General features: G+C 60.4%; 15 protein-coding genes. 13 read left to right on the plus strand and 2 right to left on the minus strand.

What is annotated here, in order from left to right:
• The first annotated feature begins 9 nt into the window (after positions 1-9).
• From I8E17_RS30670 to I8E17_RS35370, 10 genes are all read left to right on the plus strand, one after another.
• A complete protein-coding gene (locus I8E17_RS30670) occupies positions 10-1338 on the plus strand; it encodes an FMN-binding glutamate synthase family protein (protein ID WP_069614852.1) in 1329 nt (442 codons plus the stop codon).
• A 77-nt stretch (positions 1339-1415) separates the two neighbouring features.
• Entirely contained in the window at positions 1416-2723 is a 1308-nt protein-coding gene (gene glnT, locus I8E17_RS30675; protein WP_069614851.1) for a type III glutamate--ammonia ligase, read from the plus strand.
• Between the two features lie 99 nt (positions 2724-2822).
• Complete coding sequence (purU, locus tag I8E17_RS30680) at positions 2823-3707, plus strand: formyltetrahydrofolate deformylase (protein ID WP_069614850.1); 885 nt, start codon at positions 2823-2825, stop codon at positions 3705-3707.
• 3 nt (positions 3708-3710) lie between these two features.
• A complete protein-coding gene (folD, locus tag I8E17_RS30685; protein ID WP_229002239.1) occupies positions 3711-4616 on the plus strand; it encodes a bifunctional methylenetetrahydrofolate dehydrogenase/methenyltetrahydrofolate cyclohydrolase FolD in 906 nt (301 codons plus the stop codon).
• A 114-nt stretch (positions 4617-4730) separates the two neighbouring features.
• Entirely contained in the window at positions 4731-5864 is a 1134-nt protein-coding gene (locus tag I8E17_RS30690; RefSeq protein WP_069615278.1) for an aminomethyltransferase family protein, read from the plus strand.
• 10 nt (positions 5865-5874) lie between these two features.
• Positions 5875-6480 carry a dimethylamine monooxygenase subunit DmmA family protein gene (locus I8E17_RS30695; RefSeq protein ID WP_069615279.1) on the plus strand — a complete coding sequence of 202 codons (606 nt, stop codon included), beginning with the start codon at positions 5875-5877 and terminating at the stop codon, positions 6478-6480.
• Entirely contained in the window at positions 6477-7442 is a 966-nt protein-coding gene (locus I8E17_RS30700; RefSeq protein ID WP_069615280.1) for a PDR/VanB family oxidoreductase, read from the plus strand. Before I8E17_RS30695 ends, I8E17_RS30700 begins: the two co-directional genes overlap by 4 nt.
• Positions 7443-7471: 29 nt before the next feature.
• Complete coding sequence (locus I8E17_RS30705) at positions 7472-8512, plus strand: DUF3445 domain-containing protein (protein WP_069615281.1); 1041 nt, start codon at positions 7472-7474, stop codon at positions 8510-8512.
• A gap of 67 nt (positions 8513-8579) precedes the next feature.
• On the plus strand, positions 8580-9917 hold the full coding sequence (locus I8E17_RS30710; RefSeq protein ID WP_069615282.1) for an NAD(P)/FAD-dependent oxidoreductase: 1338 nt from the start codon (positions 8580-8582) through the stop codon (positions 9915-9917).
• 116 nt (positions 9918-10033) lie between these two features.
• Complete coding sequence (locus I8E17_RS35370) at positions 10034-10633, plus strand: PAS domain-containing protein (protein ID WP_069615283.1); 600 nt, start codon at positions 10034-10036, stop codon at positions 10631-10633.
• Here the strand turns inward: I8E17_RS35370 and I8E17_RS30725 are convergent.
• On the minus strand, positions 10630-12999 hold the full coding sequence (locus tag I8E17_RS30725) for a DUF1989 domain-containing protein (RefSeq protein ID WP_069615284.1): 2370 nt from the start codon (positions 12997-12999) through the stop codon (positions 10630-10632). The genes I8E17_RS35370 and I8E17_RS30725 overlap by 4 nt on opposite strands.
• A gap of 241 nt (positions 13000-13240) precedes the next feature.
• Here I8E17_RS30725 and I8E17_RS30730 point away from each other — a divergent pair, with 241 nt between their 5' ends.
• On the plus strand, positions 13241-15025 hold the full coding sequence (locus tag I8E17_RS30730; protein WP_069615285.1) for an APC family permease: 1785 nt from the start codon (positions 13241-13243) through the stop codon (positions 15023-15025).
• 93 nt (positions 15026-15118) lie between these two features.
• On the opposite strand, the gene I8E17_RS30735 is transcribed toward I8E17_RS30730, so the two are convergent.
• Positions 15119-16573 carry an MFS transporter gene (locus tag I8E17_RS30735; RefSeq protein WP_176728050.1) on the minus strand — a complete coding sequence of 485 codons (1455 nt, stop codon included), beginning with the start codon at positions 16571-16573 and terminating at the stop codon, positions 15119-15121.
• A 146-nt stretch (positions 16574-16719) separates the two neighbouring features.
• On the opposite strand from I8E17_RS30735, the gene I8E17_RS30740 reads away from it, so the two are divergent.
• Positions 16720-17562, plus strand: coding sequence for a helix-turn-helix transcriptional regulator (locus I8E17_RS30740; protein WP_229002268.1), 843 nt, complete (start codon positions 16720-16722; stop codon positions 17560-17562).
• Between the two features lie 327 nt (positions 17563-17889).
• Positions 17890-18180 (plus strand): hypothetical protein, encoded by a 291-nt coding sequence (locus tag I8E17_RS30745; protein WP_069615288.1) that lies wholly within the window; start codon positions 17890-17892, stop codon positions 18178-18180.
• Positions 18181-18324 lie beyond the last annotated feature (144 nt).

The raw sequence follows: 18324 nt of genomic DNA on the forward strand, positions 1-18324 counted from the left end.
GGGGACCTCATGAGCTACCACAATCCGCACACGCCGCCTCGCAAGTCCGCTACCTTCGACGATCATACGCTCGCCGAAATCCGTCGCGCGGCGGCGACGGGCATTTACGACATTCGCGGCGCCGGCACCAAGCGCAAGGTGCCACATTTCGACGACCTGTTGTTCCTCGGTGCCTCGATCTCGCGCTATCCGCTCGAAGGCTATCGCGAGAAGTGCGATACGACCGTCGTCCTCGGCAACCGCTTCGCCAAGAAGCCGATCACGCTGAAGACCCCGATCACCATTGCCGGCATGAGCTTTGGTGCGCTTTCCGGCAACGCCAAGGAAGCCCTCGGCCGCGGCGCGACGATCGCAGGCACGTCGACGACGACAGGCGACGGCGGCATGACGGACGAGGAGCGCGGCCATTCGCAGACGCTGGTCTATCAGTACCTCCCCTCGCGCTACGGTATGAACCCTAGGGATCTGCGCCGCGCCGATGCGATCGAAGTCGTTGTGGGCCAAGGCGCCAAGCCCGGCGGCGGCGGCATGCTGCTCGGCCAGAAGATTTCCGATCGCGTCGCCAATATGCGCAATCTTCCCAAAGGTATCGATCAGCGTTCGGCCTGCCGCCATCCGGATTGGACCGGTCCGGACGATCTCGAAATCAAGATCATGGAGCTGCGCGAGATCACCGATTGGGAAAAGCCCATCTATGTGAAGGTCGGCGGTGCACGCCCTTATTACGATACGGCTCTTGCGGTCAAGGCCGGTGCCGACGTCGTCGTGCTTGATGGTATGCAGGGCGGCACGGCCGCGACGCAGGATGTCTTCATCGAGAATGTCGGCATGCCGACGCTTGCCTGTATCCGCCCTGCGGTCCAGGCGCTGCAGGATCTCGGCATGCATCGCAAAGTGCAGCTCATCATTTCAGGCGGAATTCGTTCCGGGGCCGATGTGGCGAAGGCACTGGCGCTGGGCGCGGATGCAGTTGCCATCGGTACGGCGGCGCTGGTCGCGATCGGCGACAACGATCCCAAATGGGAAGAAGAATATCAGAAGCTCGGCACGACGGCCGGCGCCTATGACGACTGGCACGAGGGCAAGGACCCAGCCGGTATCACGACCCAGGATCCTGAGCTCGCAAGCCGGCTCGACCCGATTGCAGCCGGCCGGCGGCTCGCCAATTATCTCAAGGTGATGACGCTGGAAGCGCAGACGATCGCACGTGCTTGCGGCAAGAATCACCTGCACAACCTGGAGCCGGAGGATCTCTGTGCGCTGACGATGGAAGCCGCCGCCATGGCGCAGATTCCGCTCGCCGGCACCAACTGGTACCCGGGCAAGGGAGGCTTTTAAGATACCGGCCGGGCTGAGAGGTCCGGCCGCTGCATGCATCATCGAAGTGTCTCGAAGAAATCCAAAGGGGAACGAGAATGACACTGGATCTTGCTGCCTTTGCAAAGGACAAAGGCATCAAATATTTCATGATCAGTTATACGGATCTTTTTTCCGGCCAGCGTGCCAAGCTGGTGCCGGCGCAGGCGATTGCCGGGATGCAAGAGGAGGGCGCCGGCTTTGCCGGTTTTGCCACCTGGCTCGACATGACGCCCGCCCATCCCGATCTTTTTGCCGTACCCGATGCCTCCTCCGTTATCCAGCTCCCGTGGAAGAAGGATGTTGCCTGGGTCGCGGCCGATTGCATGATGGAGGGTGAGCTGGTCGCCCAGGCGCCGCGCAACGTGCTGAAGAAGCTCGTGAAGGAAGCGGAAGCCGCGGGCAAGCGCGTCAAGACCGGCGTCGAAGCCGAATTCTTCCTGATCACCGCCGATGGCGCCAAGATATCGGACGAATACGACACGGCTGAAAAGCCCTGCTATGACCAGCAGGCTGTCATGCGGCGATATGACGTCATCTCCGAGATCTGCGACTATATGCTGGAGCTTGGCTGGGGCGCCTATCAGAACGACCATGAGGATGCCAACGGCCAATTCGAGATGAATTGGGAATTCGACGATGCCCTGAAGACGGCGGACAAGCACTCTTTCTTCAAATTCATGGTCAAGTCGATCGCCGAAAAGCATGGCCTCAGGGCGACATTCATGCCGAAGCCTTTCAAGGGGCTGACGGGCAACGGCTGCCATTGCCACATCTCCGTATGGGATAATGACGGCAGGATCAATGTCTTTGCCGACAGGGAGGCCGAATTCGGCCTGTCGGCCGAGGGCAAGCATTTCCTCGGCGGCATCATGAAGCATGCCTCGTCGCTGGCGGCGATCACAAATCCGACCGTCAATTCCTACAAGCGCATCAATGCGCCGCGCACCACATCGGGTGCCACCTGGTCTCCCAATACCGTGACATGGACCGGCAACAACCGCACCCATATGGTGCGCGTGCCGGGTCCAGGCCGTTTCGAGTTGCGCCTGCCCGATGGTGCCGTCAATCCCTACCTGCTGCAGGCGGTCATCATCGCCGCCGGCCTCGACGGCCTGCGCAGCATGGCCGATCCCGGGCCTCATCACGATATCGACATGTATGCGGAGGGTCATCTCGTGAAGAATGCGCCGCGCCTGCCGCTCAATCTGCTCGATGCGCTGCGTGCCTATGACGAGGACGAGGGGCTGAAGCAGGCGATCGGTTCGGAATTCTCCGAAGCCTATCTGAAGCTCAAGCATCAGGAGTGGAACGCCTACTGCTCGCACTTCACGCAATGGGAGCGCGACAGCACGCTCGATATCTGAGTGCAGAGTGAGAAGAGGCCCTTAAGGGCTCAGGTGCCGGAGTGCGTTCCTCCGGCACGACGGCGGAATTTGGGCCGCGGACGGCGGAGGAAGATCAGCATGAAAACCTATGTATTGACAGTGACGTGCCAATCGACGCGTGGGATCGTTGCGGCGATCTCGAACTATCTGGCCGGGCAGGGCTGCAACATCGTCGATTCCAGCCAGTTCGACGATCTCGATACCGGCAAGTTCTTCATGCGCGTCTCCTTCATCTCGGAAGAAGGCGTGGGCCAGGCAGCGCTCGTCGAAGGCTTCAAGCCGATCGCCGAAAAGTTCGCCATGGATGCGGAGATCCATGACGAGAAGAAGCGCATGAAGGTGCTGTTGATGGTGTCGCGCTTCGGCCATTGCCTGAACGACCTGCTCTATCGCTGGAAGATCGGCGCATTGCCGATCGACATCGTCGGCGTCGTCTCCAACCATTTCGATTACCAGAAGGTGGTCGTCAATCACGACATCCCCTTCCACCACATCAAGGTGACGAAGGACAACAAGCCGCAGGCCGAAGCCCAGCTGATGGAGATCGTCGAGCAGACCGGCACCGAGCTCGTCGTGCTCGCCCGCTACATGCAGGTGCTGTCGGATGCGCTGTGCCGGAAGATGTCTGGCCGCATCATCAACATCCACCATTCCTTCCTGCCGTCCTTCAAGGGGGCCAACCCCTACAAGCAGGCCTATGAGCGCGGCGTGAAGCTGATCGGGGCGACGGCGCATTACGTGACGGCCGATCTCGACGAGGGTCCGATCATCGAGCAGGACACGGCGCGCATCACGCATGCGCAGTCGGCCGAGGATTATGTCTCGATCGGCCGCGATGTGGAGAGCCAGGTGCTGGCGCGCGCCATCCATGCCCATATCCACTATCGCACCTTCTTGAACGGCAACCGCACCGTCGTCTTCCCGGCAAGCCCGGGATCCTACGCCTCCGAGCGCATGGGGTAAGTGATGGCGCTCGCGACAGTGATCGACGGGAAACAAGCGGCAGCTTCGGTGATCGAGGCCGTGAAGGCGGCATCAGCGGGACTTGAGGCGGAGGCCGGCGTGAAGACCGGGCTTGCGGTCGTCATCGTCGGCGACGATCCGGCTAGCCACGCCTATGTGAACTCCAAGAGCAAGATGGCCAAGGAGTGCGGCTTCAAGTCCATCCAGCACACGCTGTCGGCGGAAACGACGCAGGAAGAGCTGGCAAGGCTCGTGGCCTCGCTGAACGACGATCCGTCCATCCACGGCATTCTCGTGCAGCTGCCGCTGCCGAAGCATCTGAATGCCGATGCGATCATTCAGTCGATCCGGCCGGAGAAGGATGTCGATGGCCTGCATGTCGTCAATGCCGGCAAGCTGGCCACCGGCGATCTCGAAACCGGGCTGATCTCGTGCACGCCGGCCGGCGCCATGCTTTTGGTGCGACAGGTGCATGGCGAGGACCTGTCGGGTCTGAATGCCGTCGTCATCGGCCGCTCCAACCTGTTCGGCAAGCCGATGGCGCAATTGCTGCTCAATGCCAATGCGACGGTCACGACGGCGCATTCGCGCACGAAGGATCTCGCCTCGGTCGCCAAAGGCGCCGATATTCTGGTGGCGGCCGTCGGCCGTCCCGAGATGGTCAAGGCCGACTGGATCAAGCCCGGCGCCACTGTCATCGATGTCGGCATCAACCGGGTCGCGGCACCGGAGCGTGGCGAAGGCAAGAGCCGGCTGGTGGGCGATGTCGCCTATGCGGAAGCCTCGAATGTTGCCGCCGCGATCACGCCGGTTCCCGGCGGTGTCGGACCGATGACCATCGCAATGCTGATGGCCAATACCGTCATTGCAGCCCATCGCGCCGCGGGTAAGAAGCCGCCGAGGTTTTAAGAGCGAAATACCATCCGGACAGCCAAGAAAAAGCCTCCGGATCGGCTTGCCAAGGCGCGAAAGACGATTATAGTCAGGAAATAAATATTCCATAGAAGAAAAAGAGGGAACGAAATGGCATTATCATGGCGTTTCTCCGCCTTGGCGGACCGGCACCGTGCTCTTGGATCGAAACTCGAAGACTGGAGCGGCATGGGAACCGCCTGGACCTACGAGAAGGACATGTCGCAGGAGCATGTCGCGATCCGCACCAAGGCCGGCATTATGGACGTTTCCGGCCTCAAGAAGGTGCATCTAGTTGGACCGCACGCCATTGCCGTGCTCGACTATATCACCACCCGCGACATGTCGAAGATCTATCCCGGCCGCTCGGTCTATGCCGCGATGCTCAACGATCGCGGCTACTTCACCGACGACTGCATCGTCTACCGCACCGGTCCGAATTCCTGGATGCTGGTGCATGGCTCGGGCTCCGGCCACGAGGAGGTTCTCAAGCAGGCCGCAGGCCGCAACTGCGCCGTCCTTTTCGATGACGATCTGCATGATCTGTCGCTGCAGGGTCCCGTCGCTGTTGACTACCTTGCCAAATACGTCCCTGGCATCCGAGATCTCAAATACTTCCATCACATGCAGACGACGCTGTTCGGTGCGCCCGTGATGATCTCGCGCACCGGCTATACCGGCGAGCGCGGTTATGAGATCTTTGTGCGCGGCCAGGATGCGCCGATGGTCTGGGATCGCATCGTCGCGGAAGGCGAGGAGATGGGGATCATCCCCTGCTGCTTCAGCGTCCTCGACATGCTGCGCGTCGAAAGCTATCTGCTCTTTTATCCCTACGATAACTCGCAGATGTATCCTTTCGCCGACCAGCCGCCCGGCGACAGCCTCTGGGAGCTCGGCCTCGATTTCACCGTCAGCCCCGGCAAGACCGGTTTCCGTGGCGCCGAGGAACATGCCCGTCTCAAGGGCAAGGAACGCTTCAAGATCTTCGGTATGCTGATCGATGCGGACGGTCCGGCCGACCTCGGCGATGAGGTCTATGCCGAGGGCAAAAAGGTCGGTGTCATCACCTGCCCCTGCTATTCGACCCTGACGAAGAAATCCATGGCGATCGCCCGCCTCGATGTCGACAAGGCCGTGCAGGGCACGAAGCTGGAAGTACGCGGCAAGAGCCTGAAGGCAAGCGCGATTGCCCATACGCTGCCGTTTGACGATCCGGAAAAGAAGAAGAGGACGGCTATCGGTTAAGGAGGCGCTCATGCTTGTCGAAGGCATCAAGAGCCGACCGGTCTACAAGGGCCTCTCTATCCAGCCGCATGCCCGGCGGCATCTGTTCGCGCTGGAAGGCGAGGGGGCCAATGCCCTCCTCGACCAGATGGCCGGGCTTGACGATACCATCCTGTCGCGCAGCGAAATCCTCTATGTCGCGCGCGGCTCGCAAGGCAGGGGTCATGACGAAGCCCTGCGCGGGCTCGGCGCCGATATGTTCTTCACGGCGCCGACGATCGCGACATTGCTTTTCCGTCTGAAGGGCTCCCTTGCAACGGCGCATATGGGCACGCGGCTCTATATCGCCGGCACCGAGGGCTTTATCGGCCAGGCGATGATGGTGGCGCTCGACTACGGCATGGATCATGCCTCGATCATCACGGAGCATCGCGGTTCGCTGGCTCGTCGCGTGCAATGCGTCCACTGCAAGGGCATCACCGACGATGTCACGCACAGTCCCTTTACCTGCAGCCATTGCGGGCTTCCGCTATTGGTGCGCGACCACTATTCGCGCCGCCTCGGCGCCTTTCAGGGCGTCAACATCGATGCAGAGGAGCCCGGCACTGCTCCTGATCCCGAGGAGTTGTTCCTGTGAGCGGTGGTACGGAAATTCCGGTTCGTGTCGCGAAGGTGACGCCGGTCGCCGATCGCATCAAGCGTTTCCGCTTCGAGCGTCTCGACGGCGCGCCGATGCCTTATTTTTCCGGCGGCGCCCATGTCATCGTCTCGATGAACGACGGGGGTCATGTTCGCCGCAACGCCTATTCGCTGATGTCGCCGCCGCATGATTGCTCGGCCTATGAGATCAGCGTGCTGCGCGTCGAGGACTCGCGTGGCGGTTCCGCCTTCATGCATGAGAAGGTGAGGGAGGGTGACGAGCTCAAGGTCAGCTATCCCGTCAATCTCTTTCAGCCGGACTGGCGCGGGCGCAAGCACCTTTTGATCGCCGGCGGTATCGGTATCACGCCCTTCATCGCGATGATGCGGCAGTTCGCGCGCGAGGGCGCGAATTTCGAGCTGCATTATGCCGTGCGTTCGCTCGATCGCGGCGCCTATTGCCGCGAGCTTGTCGAGCAATATGGATCGCAGCGGGTTAAGATCTATTGCAATGCCGATCGCAATTTCATCCCCGTCGCCCGTCTGCTCGAAAGCCAGCCGCTCGGCACGCATCTCTATGTGTGCGGCCCGGCCGGCATGATCGACGGCGTGTTGAAAACGGGCATCGAGGCCGGCTGGCCGGAACAGAACCTGCATTCCGAACGGTTCCTGTCGTCGCAGCCCGGCAAGCCCTTCTCCATCATGTTGACGCGGTCGGGCAAGACCGTTCACGTCGGCCATCACGAAAGCATGCTGGAAGCGATCGAGGCTGCCGGCATCGATGCGCCTTTCCTCTGTCGCGGCGGCGCCTGCGGGCAGTGCGAGACGGCTGTTGCCGTCTGCGACGGCAAGCTTCTGCATAATGACGTCTATCTGACGGACGAAGAAAAGGCCTCCGGCCGCAAGGTGATGATCTGCGTCTCCCGGTTCGAAGGAAGCGCGCTGCATCTCGACCTTTAGGCATCCGGCCGATATCCAGGAGAACGGACATGGCAATCGCCTTCAAGCACGAAACATTCCGGGACGATTTCAGCTATCGCAATAGTCCCGAAAATATCAGGCGTTTCCCATTCCCCTTCGATCGCGACGAATACATGTATTCCGTCAATATGGAACCGCATGTGAAGGGACAGAAGAATACGGTCTTTGAAAACCTTATCGATGTCGATGAGCATTATGTCGCCGAAATGCACGACCGGGCTCTGGTGCTGAAAGAGGATCCCTTACGCTATCAGGCGCTGCCGCACATGATGACGGCGCAATGGGATACGCTGGAGCTGCTGATGGAAGAGCAGGCCGCCGGCTATCCCGAGCATTTCACGCTCACCAGGAATGGCGACCAATGGCGCTGGATAAACCGTCCTCTGGGCATAGACGACACCTTCACCTTCGGAGATGCGTCGACGCTGCCTTACGAACCCTTCGAATACATCACCCGGCAGGCACAGGGCGATTTCTGCATCGTCGACCAGCGTGACAACAATCTCTGGATGGATGCCGGCATGGTGACGACCCAGGCCGATTGGTCGCTCGATTTCGATATCGGCATGAATTTCATGGAATGGCATGGGCCGGTGCCGCTCGCCCACCAGATCGGCGTCTTCGACCGCGCGCTGAAATTCCTTTTGAACCTGCAGCAGGGCAAGCCGACGCGCCGGTTCAACTGGACGATGACAATCAATCCGCGCCTCGATACCAGCCCCGAAAACTACCCGAAATGGGGTCCGGATCGCACCACCGTGACGCCCGAGAATGTCGGCGAGAAGGTGCACCTGCGCGTGGAATTGCAGAGCCTGTGGCGCCTGCCGCGCTCGAACGCCATTCTCTTCGTCATACGCTGCTATCTGATGAACATGAATGAGCTCGTGACCGTGCCGAAATGGGCGCGCCGTTTCCCGCGCGTGCTGAAAACCCTGCCGCCGGAGCTCATCGACTACAAGGGCCTGACGCGCTTCCGCCAGACCACGATCGACTGGCTATCGAAATATGACGACGGCGCCCCGACCGGTCCCGGCATTTTTCCGGATTGATGCCGACACGGCGCGAAACGACTGCATGCGATAAGAACTTCGACATAATCGAGAAGGGGAATGCCACATGACACGAGTTGCCGTTATCGGTGCCGGCCCTTCGGGCCTTGCCCAGCTAAGGGCCTTTCAATCGGCCGCAAAGAAGGGTGCTGATATCCCGGAAGTCGTCTGCTTCGAAAAGCAGGCGGATTGGGGCGGCCTTTGGAACTATACCTGGCGCACGGGCCTCGATGAATATGGCGAGCCCGTCCATGGCAGCATGTATCGTTATCTCTGGTCGAACGGCCCGAAGGAATGCCTGGAGTTCGCCGATTATTCCTTCGAGGAGCATTTCGGCAAGCCGATCGCCTCCTATCCGCCGCGCGCCGTGCTCTGGGACTATATCAAGGGCCGCGTCGAAAAGGCCGACGTGCGCAAATGGGTGCGCTTCAGCACGCCGGTGCGCATGGTGCGCTTCGATGAAGAGACGAAGAAGTTCACGGTAACCGCGCATGATCGCCCCCAGGACCGGATGTATGACGAGGTGTTCGACTATGTCGTCGTGGCCTCAGGCCACTTCTCGACACCGAACGTGCCCTATTTCGAAGGGGTGAAGACCTTCAACGGCCGCGTGCTGCATGCCCACGATTTTCGCGATGCGCTGGAGTTCAAGGGCAAGGACGTGCTGATCGTCGGCCGCAGCTATTCGGCCGAGGATATCGGCTCGCAATGCTGGAAATATGGGGCAAAGTCGGTCACGACGAGCTATCGCTCCAAGCCGATGGGCTTCAAATGGCCCGAGAATTTCGAGGAGCGGCCGTTGCTGACGCGTCTTGAAAACAAGACGGCCTATTTCCTCGACGGCTCATCGAAGGATGTCGACGCACTGATCCTCTGCACCGGCTATCAGCATCATTTCCCCTTCCTGCCGGATGACCTGCGGCTGAAGACGGCAAACCGGCTCTGGGCCGACCACCTCTACAAGGGCGTGATCTTCGACAGGAATCCGCAGCTCTTCTATATCGGCATGCAGGACCAGTTCTATACCTTCAACATGTTCGACGTTCAGGCCTGGTGGGCGCGCGACGTCATCATGGGCCGCATCAAGCTGCCACCGGAGGAAGAACTGCAGGCGAATTTCGACAAGTGGCGGGCCCGTGAGGAAACGCTCGAGGATGCCGAGCAAATGATCTGGTATCAGGGCGACTATGTGAAGGAACTGCTTTCCGAAACCGATTATCCGAGCTTCGATATCGAAGGCACGAACAGGACCTTCATGGAATGGGAGCATCACAAGGCGGAAAACATCATGGGCTTCCGCGACAATGCCTACCGCTCGCTGATGACCGGCACCATGTCGCCGACACATCATACGCCCTGGGTCGACGCGCTCGATGATTCCATGGAGGAATATCTGCGCAATTGATCCGCGCTCACTTCCCCACCTGACCGGCAAGGGAGGCGTCGAGCAGCCCTTGCCGGATTTTTATGTGTTGAGACGAAACGCGTTCATCCGCAACTTTCTTTTCGGGCATGGCTTCCATGGATTTTCAGACAAGCGTTCTCGGCCGTATGGCCGGTTTCCTTTATCGCTGTAGGGCGGACGAAAATTATACGATGCTTGAGATGACCGACGGCATCGAGCGCATCTTCGGCTATCCCGCTGACGAGATTATCGGCAACCGCGCGCGAACCTTCACTTCGATCATGTGCGAAGATGATATCCCGCTCATGGATGAGCTTGTCGGCAAGGCTTTGGAGAGCCGCACCGACTGGACGATGGAGTATCGCATACGTCATCGCGACGGCCATTTCCTCTGGGTAACGGAAACGGGCGGCGGCGTATGGGACGAGGCCGGGGAGCTTCTTTATCTCGAAGGCAGTATCCTGAATATCGAATCGCTCTACCAGCGCCTCGACGAGCAGACCGCGGACATGCGGGTCACGGCATCGAAGACCAACGAAATTCTGCAGTCGCTGCGCTACTTGAAGCTGCTAGCCGTCAATGCCGGCATCGAGGCGGCGAGAGCAGGCACGGCCGGATCGGGTTTTGCGGTGCTGGCGGCAGAGATGCGCACGCTTGCCAACTCCTCGGAAGAGGCGGCGCGTGCGATCTCGGCCGCGCAGAAGAAGTCGGATTAAGATCGCGGCCGCGTCTTCTGCGGGTCGTAATGCGAGAGGGGCACGATGACAGCCGGAAGCCGTTTCTGCTGGCCATCCAGCTTCCCGATCTCGACCCTGGTCCCGACAGCGGCATGCGTGACGTCGACCCGGGCAAGAGCGATGGTCTTGCCGAGGATTGGCGACCGCGTGGCGCTGGTGATCACGCCGATCTGCGCGCGGCCGATATGGATGCAATCGCCGTGTCCGACGGCTTCATTGGCCTCAATGTCCAGACCGACCATCAGATGGCGAGGATTTTCCTTTCGCCGCACCAATGCTTCGCGCCCGATGAAATCATCCTGCTTGGATTTCAGCGGAACGGTGAAGCCGATGCCGGCCTCGAAGGGATCGGTCTGGTCGTCGAATTCATGATGGGCGAAGACCAAGCCCGCCTCGATGCGCACCATATCAAGCGCCTCCAGGCCCATCGGCTTCAGACCATGGGGTTCACCGGCTTTCCAGACAGCGTCAAAGACTGTTACCGCATCCTTCGGGTGGCAGAAGATTTCGTAGCCGAGCTCGCCGGTATAGCCGGTGCGTGAGACGACGATCGGTGCTCCCTCGAAATGGCCGATGCGGCCGACGGTAAAGCGGAACCATTCCAGCTCGCCGATCGTCGGCTGGCGCGGTGCCGTCCAGATGATCTCCTTGAGGATATCGCGGCTCGTCGGGCCTTGCAGGGCGATGTTGTGCATCTGGTCGGTGGATGAGCGGACCCAGGCTTTGAAGCCTTTCTTCTCCGCCTGCTCGCGCAGCCAAATGCCGCTATAGTCATCGCCGCCGATCCAGCGGAAGTTCTTGTCGCCAAGACGGAACAGCGTGCCATCGTCGATCATGCCGCCATGTTCGTAGCACATGGCGGAATAGACGACCTGGCCGGTCGAGAGCTTCCGCACATCGCGCGTCAGGCAATATTGCAGCAATTCCTCGGCATCCGGCCCCGTCACCTCGAACTTGCGCAGCGGTGAGAGGTCCATCACCACGGCTCGTTCGCGGCAGGCCCAGTATTCCTCGACCGGTCCTTCCGACGAGAAGCGGTTCGGCAGCCAGAAGCCGCGATATTCGGTGTAGTCGCGCGTCAGGGTGGAAAGGCGCGGGTGGAACGCGGTTTCGCGCGTCAGTTCGGGGTCGGCGTCAGGGGTCATGCGATAGGCCACCGCTCGTGTGAATTTTTCTTTGCCGGAAAAGGTGCGGACATGAATGTCGGTCGGGTCCCATCCATTGGCCGCGTCGATGTCATCGGGGCAGGATGAGGAGACGCAGACAAGATCCGTCAGGGCGCGCATCAGGACGTAATCGCCGGGCCTGGACCAGGGCTCGTCGAGATAGAGCTGGTTATTGTGATCGACATTGGTGTTGTAGAAGTAGTTGAGCGCCTCCCAGCCCTTTCGGCCGGCAATACCGTAGGGCGCGAGCGCCGCGTTGAAATTGTCGGTACAGTTCACGTGACCGGGATAACCCATGTCGTCGTAGTAGCGGGAGTTGCAGGCCGTTGCGAAGGCGTCGTGGCGGCCAACCGTGTCCTGCACGATCTCCACCAACGGCTCGAAATCACGGTCGAAGGCCTTGGAGGGAAGGCCGGGCGCTGGATAGCTGCGGCCGAGGAGGGTGCGGGTTACGGTTGAATCGAGCGCAAGGTCGAGGCCCTTGTCGACCTTGCGGGCGGAAAAGGCCTGGAAATCGGTGCATTGCCGGCCATGGACGTCGATGATCTGAATATATTCGCCGGCGCGGACGAAATAGGCCGAAGCGGTCGCCGCCTGGATGCGGATGTCCTCGATCGGGTCGGCAAGCGGTTCGGGTAACGCGGAGGCATAGTCTCGCAGGATGGTCGTGCGGCGTATTCTGAGCTCGATGGGCGTTGCCGTATCCTGCGCCTCCGGCGACATGGCCGTTCCCGGCGCACAGGCGATCAGCAGGCCTTTGGTCGCGATGGTGAAATCCGCGGTGCTGCCGGCTGGTGACGATGCGCCGAAGAGGCGAAGCGCTGCCGCAGAGGCCAGATCGGCCCCGCGACGCTCCAGCGCTGTCCTGACGCGAGCCGCACTTTCATTTCCCGAGGAAAGAATGCCTTTCAGACCGGTCGCTTCGCCGGTGAATGCCGACCCCAATCCCGCGGATTGAAAGCGGCCCTTCTCGTCGAGGAAGGTGAGCTCGCAGACCTGACCACCTTCGCTATCCGTCACCGAAACCCGATCGCCGGGCTCGACGCGCACGACCAGCGACCCACCGCCCTTGCAGCGATAGCGTTCTGTATCTTGCGGTAAGGCTGGAATGCCTGGATAGCGGATGACGCTCGCCGAGATCGGCCGTATTCCGGCGGTCGGCGGATGGAGTTCTCGCATTAAACCCTCTCGGGAAATGAGGCGTGTCAAACACGGGAATCATGCTGACAAAATGCCATCCGAAAGTAAAGGGATATTGACTAAAAAGAAAATATCTTCACTATGCATAAAGGGCATGTATCTGGAAACCGCGCGCAGACTCGGCTCATGAAAACCTCCAGCAAGCCCCGCAATGCCATGGGAGGCACGTTCAGGGAGACGTACGAGAGATACGTCCGGAACAAAATGGGGAATATCACCAATGACTGATTTCGTGGACGCCGGCGCTCCCGCCGGCACCGAAGGTAAGCTTATACGCGCGCTGGACTGGAAGGGCGCGTTCTGGGTGGCTGCGGGCGTGCCGCCACTTGTTCTCTTCTCCATCGGCGGCATCGCCGGCACGACGGGCAAGCTTGCCTTCGTCGTGTGGATCATCTCGATGATCATGGGTTTCCTGCAATCCTTCACCTATGCCGAGATTGCCGGCATGTTCGGCAACAAGTCTGGCGGCGCCTCGGTCTATGGCGCGACCGCCTGGCTACGCTATTCGAAATTCATCGCGCCGCTTTCGGTCTGGTGCAATTGGTTCGCCTGGTCGCCGGTGCTGTCTCTCGGCTGCGCCATCGCGGCTGGCTATATCCTCAATGCCTTCTTCCCCATTCCGGCGGCGGATTCGCAGGCTGTGCTGAGCTGGATCAGTGCCCATGCGACATCGATCACCGCCGACAGCCCGCGTGTCGCAGAATACATCGCGGCCGATGCCGGTACATCTCCCGACGATGCGGTAAAGGCGCTGCTCAGCGCCGATGGCGTTGCAGCTTTTACGCCGGCCATCCGCAACTGGTCCCTCGTCAGCTTCAACATTCCTTTCCTCGCGACTGCTAATATCAACGCCACCTTCTTCATCGGCGGTATCCTGATGCTGATCATTTTCGCGATCCAGCATCGCGGCATTTCCGAGACGGCCAGCGTGCAGAAGTGGCTGGCGATCATCGTGCTGGTGCCGCTGCTCATCATCGGTGTCTATCCGATCGTCAGCGGCCAAATCCTTTCGGCCAACGTCACCGGCCTGCTGCCGCCGACGGCTGCCTATGCCGCGACCGACGGAACCTGGAGCAATGGCGGCTGGACGCTTTTCCTCGGAGGCCTCTATATTGCCGCCTGGTCGACCTATGGCTTCGAAACGGCGGTGTGCTACACGCGCGAACTGAAGAACCCGAAGACGGATACGTTCAAGGCAATCTTCTACTCGGGCCTTGCCTGCTGCATCTTCTTCTTCCTGGTGCCCTTTGCTTTCCAGGGCGTGCTCGGGCATGCCGGCATGCTGGCGCCCGGCATCGTTGATGGCACCGGCGTCGCTGAAGCGCTCGGCGGCCTGATCGGCGCTGGCCGGATCGTCACGCAATTGCTCGTCATCCTGATGATCCTGGCGCTGTTCCTGGCGATCATGACGGCGATGGCCGGCTCCTCGCGCACCCTCTATCAGGGCTCAAAGGACGGTTGGCTGCCGAAATATCTCGACCATGTGAACGAGAACGGCGCACCAACGAGGGCGATGTGGACGGACTTTGCCTTCAATCTCTTTCTTCTCGCCATCGCGTCTGACACGAGCGGCTATTTCTTCGTGCTCGCCGTCTCCAATGTCGGATATATCATCTTCAATTTCCTCAACCTCAATTCGGGCTGGATCCACCGCATGGACTCCGGCCATGTCGAGCGTCCGTGGAAGGCGCCGTCCTGGCTCATCGGCCTCAATACCGTCCTTGCTTTCGTCAATGCGCTCTTCCTTGGCGCCGGTGCCAAGGTCTGGGGTTATGCCAATGCGCTCTGGATCGGCTTTGCCTTTGCGGCTCTCATCCTGCCGGTCTTTGCCTACAGGCATTATGTTCGCGATGGCGGCAAGTTCCCGGTCGGCGCCATGGATGATCTTGGTCTGGTCGGCCAGGATCTGGGTGTCAGGAAGGCGGGTATTCTACCCTATCTGGCGCTTGCCGGCGGTCTTGCCATCGTGCTGATCGCCAATTGGTTCTTCCAGCTGCCGGCATAACGGCATCTGGTCGAAGACGAGATTCATGCTCGAAAGTCCGGCCTGGTCACAGGCCGGACTTTGCTATGGGATCGACTGATCCGGACCTTCCGATCATTCGGGCGCCACGATGAGCGCGTCGTCGATCTCCGCGTCCTCGTCGGGTCGGCTACGCTGCCGTGCCAGCCGCAGAAGCGTGGCCGCCAGCAGGATGGCCATCAGCCCGAGCTCGACGGCGATCGCCGTGACCCCGGCGGAGAGATAGGCACTGGAATATTGCAGCACCTGGGCAAATACGGCCCCGAGGATCGCCGGCCCAAGACCCAACGACACCTGCTGCATTGTTGCGAGCATCGCGCTGCCGGCGCCGGCATGTTCATGCGGCACGTCCGCCAGCCCCAGCCGATAGAAGGTGTTGACGATCAGCGCCTGACCGAAGCCGATCAGGATCGTGGATGGGATAAGGTTGATGACTCCCGGCCGCGGCCAGACCGTTTCGAGCGTCACGATGAGGAGCGTAAGCCCGCTCATCTGAATCACGCAGCCCATCGCCAGCATCAGTTCCCGGCGTATATTCGATAGGCGAGGTGTAACGAAAGCGGCCGAGACGAAATAGGAGCCGCCGAGCGCGATCAAGGCATTGCCTGACTGCAGCGGCGTCAGCCCGGCGCCCGCCTGCAAGGTAAGGGCGAAGACGAACATGAAGCCGCTCCAGCAGGTGAAGAAGAGTATGGCGATCAGCCCTCCGAAGCGCATGCTGGAGATGCGCGTGAGCGACGGCGGCAGGATCGGGAAGGCGCCACGCGCCTCCTTGGCGCGCTCGATGCGCCAAAGAAGTGCCACCAGCGGCAGGATTGGCACGAAGCCGAGCAGGCAAAGCCAGTTCCAGTGGAGCGATGGGCCAAGCGCGGTCGGCAGCAGGACCGAGAGCGTCAGCAGCGCCAGCGTGATCATGCCCGACCAGTCGACCGGAACCCTGCCTTGCCCACGCGTTTCTGGAACATGGCGCCACACGCAGAGCAGGATCAGGATGCAAACAGGCAGATTGATGAGGAAGATGCTACGCCAGCCGGAGCCGGCAATATCAGCCGAGATCAGGAAGCCGCCGAGAACCTGGCCGACGATGAAGGCGATGCCGCCGATCGCGCTATAGAGCGAGACGGCGCGGGCGTGATCGCGTCCGGTCAAGCTGACATGGATGGTCGCCAGCACCTGCGGCACCATGAGTGCCGCCGCAATTCCCTGCAGCGCGCGCGCAACGATGAGAAAGGCGACCGATGTCGCTACCCCGCAGAGCAGAGAGGCGAGGCAGAACAATAGGACGGCCAGGCCGAACATTCGCCGGCGGCCGAAATTGTCGCCGAGGCGCGCACCCATTGCCAGGCAGACGGCAAAGGCCACGCCATAGGCGGCAACGAAAAGTTCAAGTTCGGTCTCGCCGGCATGCAGGGATGCGGAGATGGCTGCGAGGCCGACATTGATGATGGAAAAATCGAGCTGCAGCAGCAATTGCCCGGCCAGCAGGATCAGCAGGCCGAACTGGCCAAGCCGGATTGGTGCGGATGACATGGGGGACCTCAAAGTATTTTCAAAACTGAGTCCACAGCGTTCTACACCCATGTTAAACTGGTACAAGATACCTGTTTAGACTGGTATAAGAAGTGTCAGGCTGGAGAATGGAAATGCACGGCACGCTCGATATTGTTCCCAATCAAATGCTTTCGCGGGCGCAGGAACTCGGCGAAATGTTACGAAGACGGCGGGAGTCCCTTGACCCGCAAAGATTGGGAATCGGTCGGGCAGGGCGGATTCGTACACCCGGATTGCGGCGGGAAGAAGTGGCGTCACGTGCCGATATCGGCATCACCTGGTACACCAAGCTGGAGCAGGGGCGCCCGATCCGCGTGTCGCCGCGCGTGCTTCTCTCCGTCGCCCATGCTTTGGAATTCAACGAAGTGGAGACGGAGCACCTTTTCAGACTGGCCAATCTGCCGCTTCCCCCTCGCCTCGAAAATCCGCGCGTTTGCGAGCCGCTCACCGAGGCAAGCCAGCGCATTCTCGATCATCTCTGTCCCTATCCGGCTCTTATCCAGACGAAACGCTACAATATACGCGGCTTCAACGAGGCCTATCGTCGCCTCGTCGGCGTCGATCTCGATGCCCTTCCGCCCGAGGACCGGAACTGCATCTATCTGTCCCTCGTCAATCCTGCCTGGCGGGCAAGCCAGGCCGATCCCGACGAGATGCTGGCCAATATGGCGGCGCTGTTTCGTGCCTCCATGGCGGAGCATCTCGACGATCCGAGCTGGGAGCGGCAATTGGAACGCTATATGAGCGCCTCGGATCAATTCCGCATCGTGTGGGATCGCTATCAGCTCAAAGGCATCGAGAATACCGTGAAGCGTTTCCGGCTGGCTGATGGCACGATCCTGCCGCTGCAATCCAACAATTGGTGGGCAAGGCCCAGCAACGAGGATCGCATGATCGTCTACACACCCGTCGACGAAGCCGGGGCGGAGAAGCTGAACGCGATGATGAAGCGCAGGCGGGCTTGCTGAGCGGTAAAGCCGGCGGAACCCCAAAGGATCGATCACCACGAATGGACTGGCCGGCAACTTCCGCCCGTTCGTCGGGCATTGCGCGTCCCGGCACTGTCAAAAATGGACGTAGGCTTTAAACGGCAGCCTGCCTAACGTGCCGGCAGCGGACATAAGCAATGGCCGGTTTGGCTGGCGGCTTCCCGTCAAGGATGGCCCATCGCGCAGAGTTGAAGTAACGGACTGCAAAGTATCAGAGTAGTTTCACTTGCAAGAGCGAGTCCATCTGTGATGTCGCAGTAGCAGTGGTCCTCGAAGGAGGCATGATGGAACGTTTTCGCCACCTTTATGGGAGGCAGCCTGTCGCCAAAGCAAGTCGCCACACTCCAGAAGGTGCTGGACAACGTCACCAGTCGGCCCTGGTTCGATAACAGCGAGCATTGCCGTAACGCGCTGGCCGGGCGGCTGACTTTTCTCATAAAAATTGGAATAGAAAACACCGCGCATCTCCAAACCACAGGTGTTTGCTGGGCGGTTAATGATTTCAACCGCGATGTGATGAAAACGAATCGAAGGAAGCCGGTCGAGATGATGGGAATAGGAAAGGCCGAGCAGCTTCGACTTGAGGATTACCGGTAATGTTTGCATCCCGAGTCCGGCCTGATCTTCCAGGCCTCGTTCGAAAGCCTCAATCCACGCCTGCATATCGGTCAGGCATCGCCGAATCGATGATTGCCCATGGGCTGGCAAGCGCCTCGCAGGCAAAGGATCGCGTCGGCGATC

Source organism: Rhizobium sp. AB2/73, from assembly GCF_020871915.1.
GTDB lineage: Bacteria > Pseudomonadota > Alphaproteobacteria > Rhizobiales > Rhizobiaceae > Rhizobium > Rhizobium dioscoreae.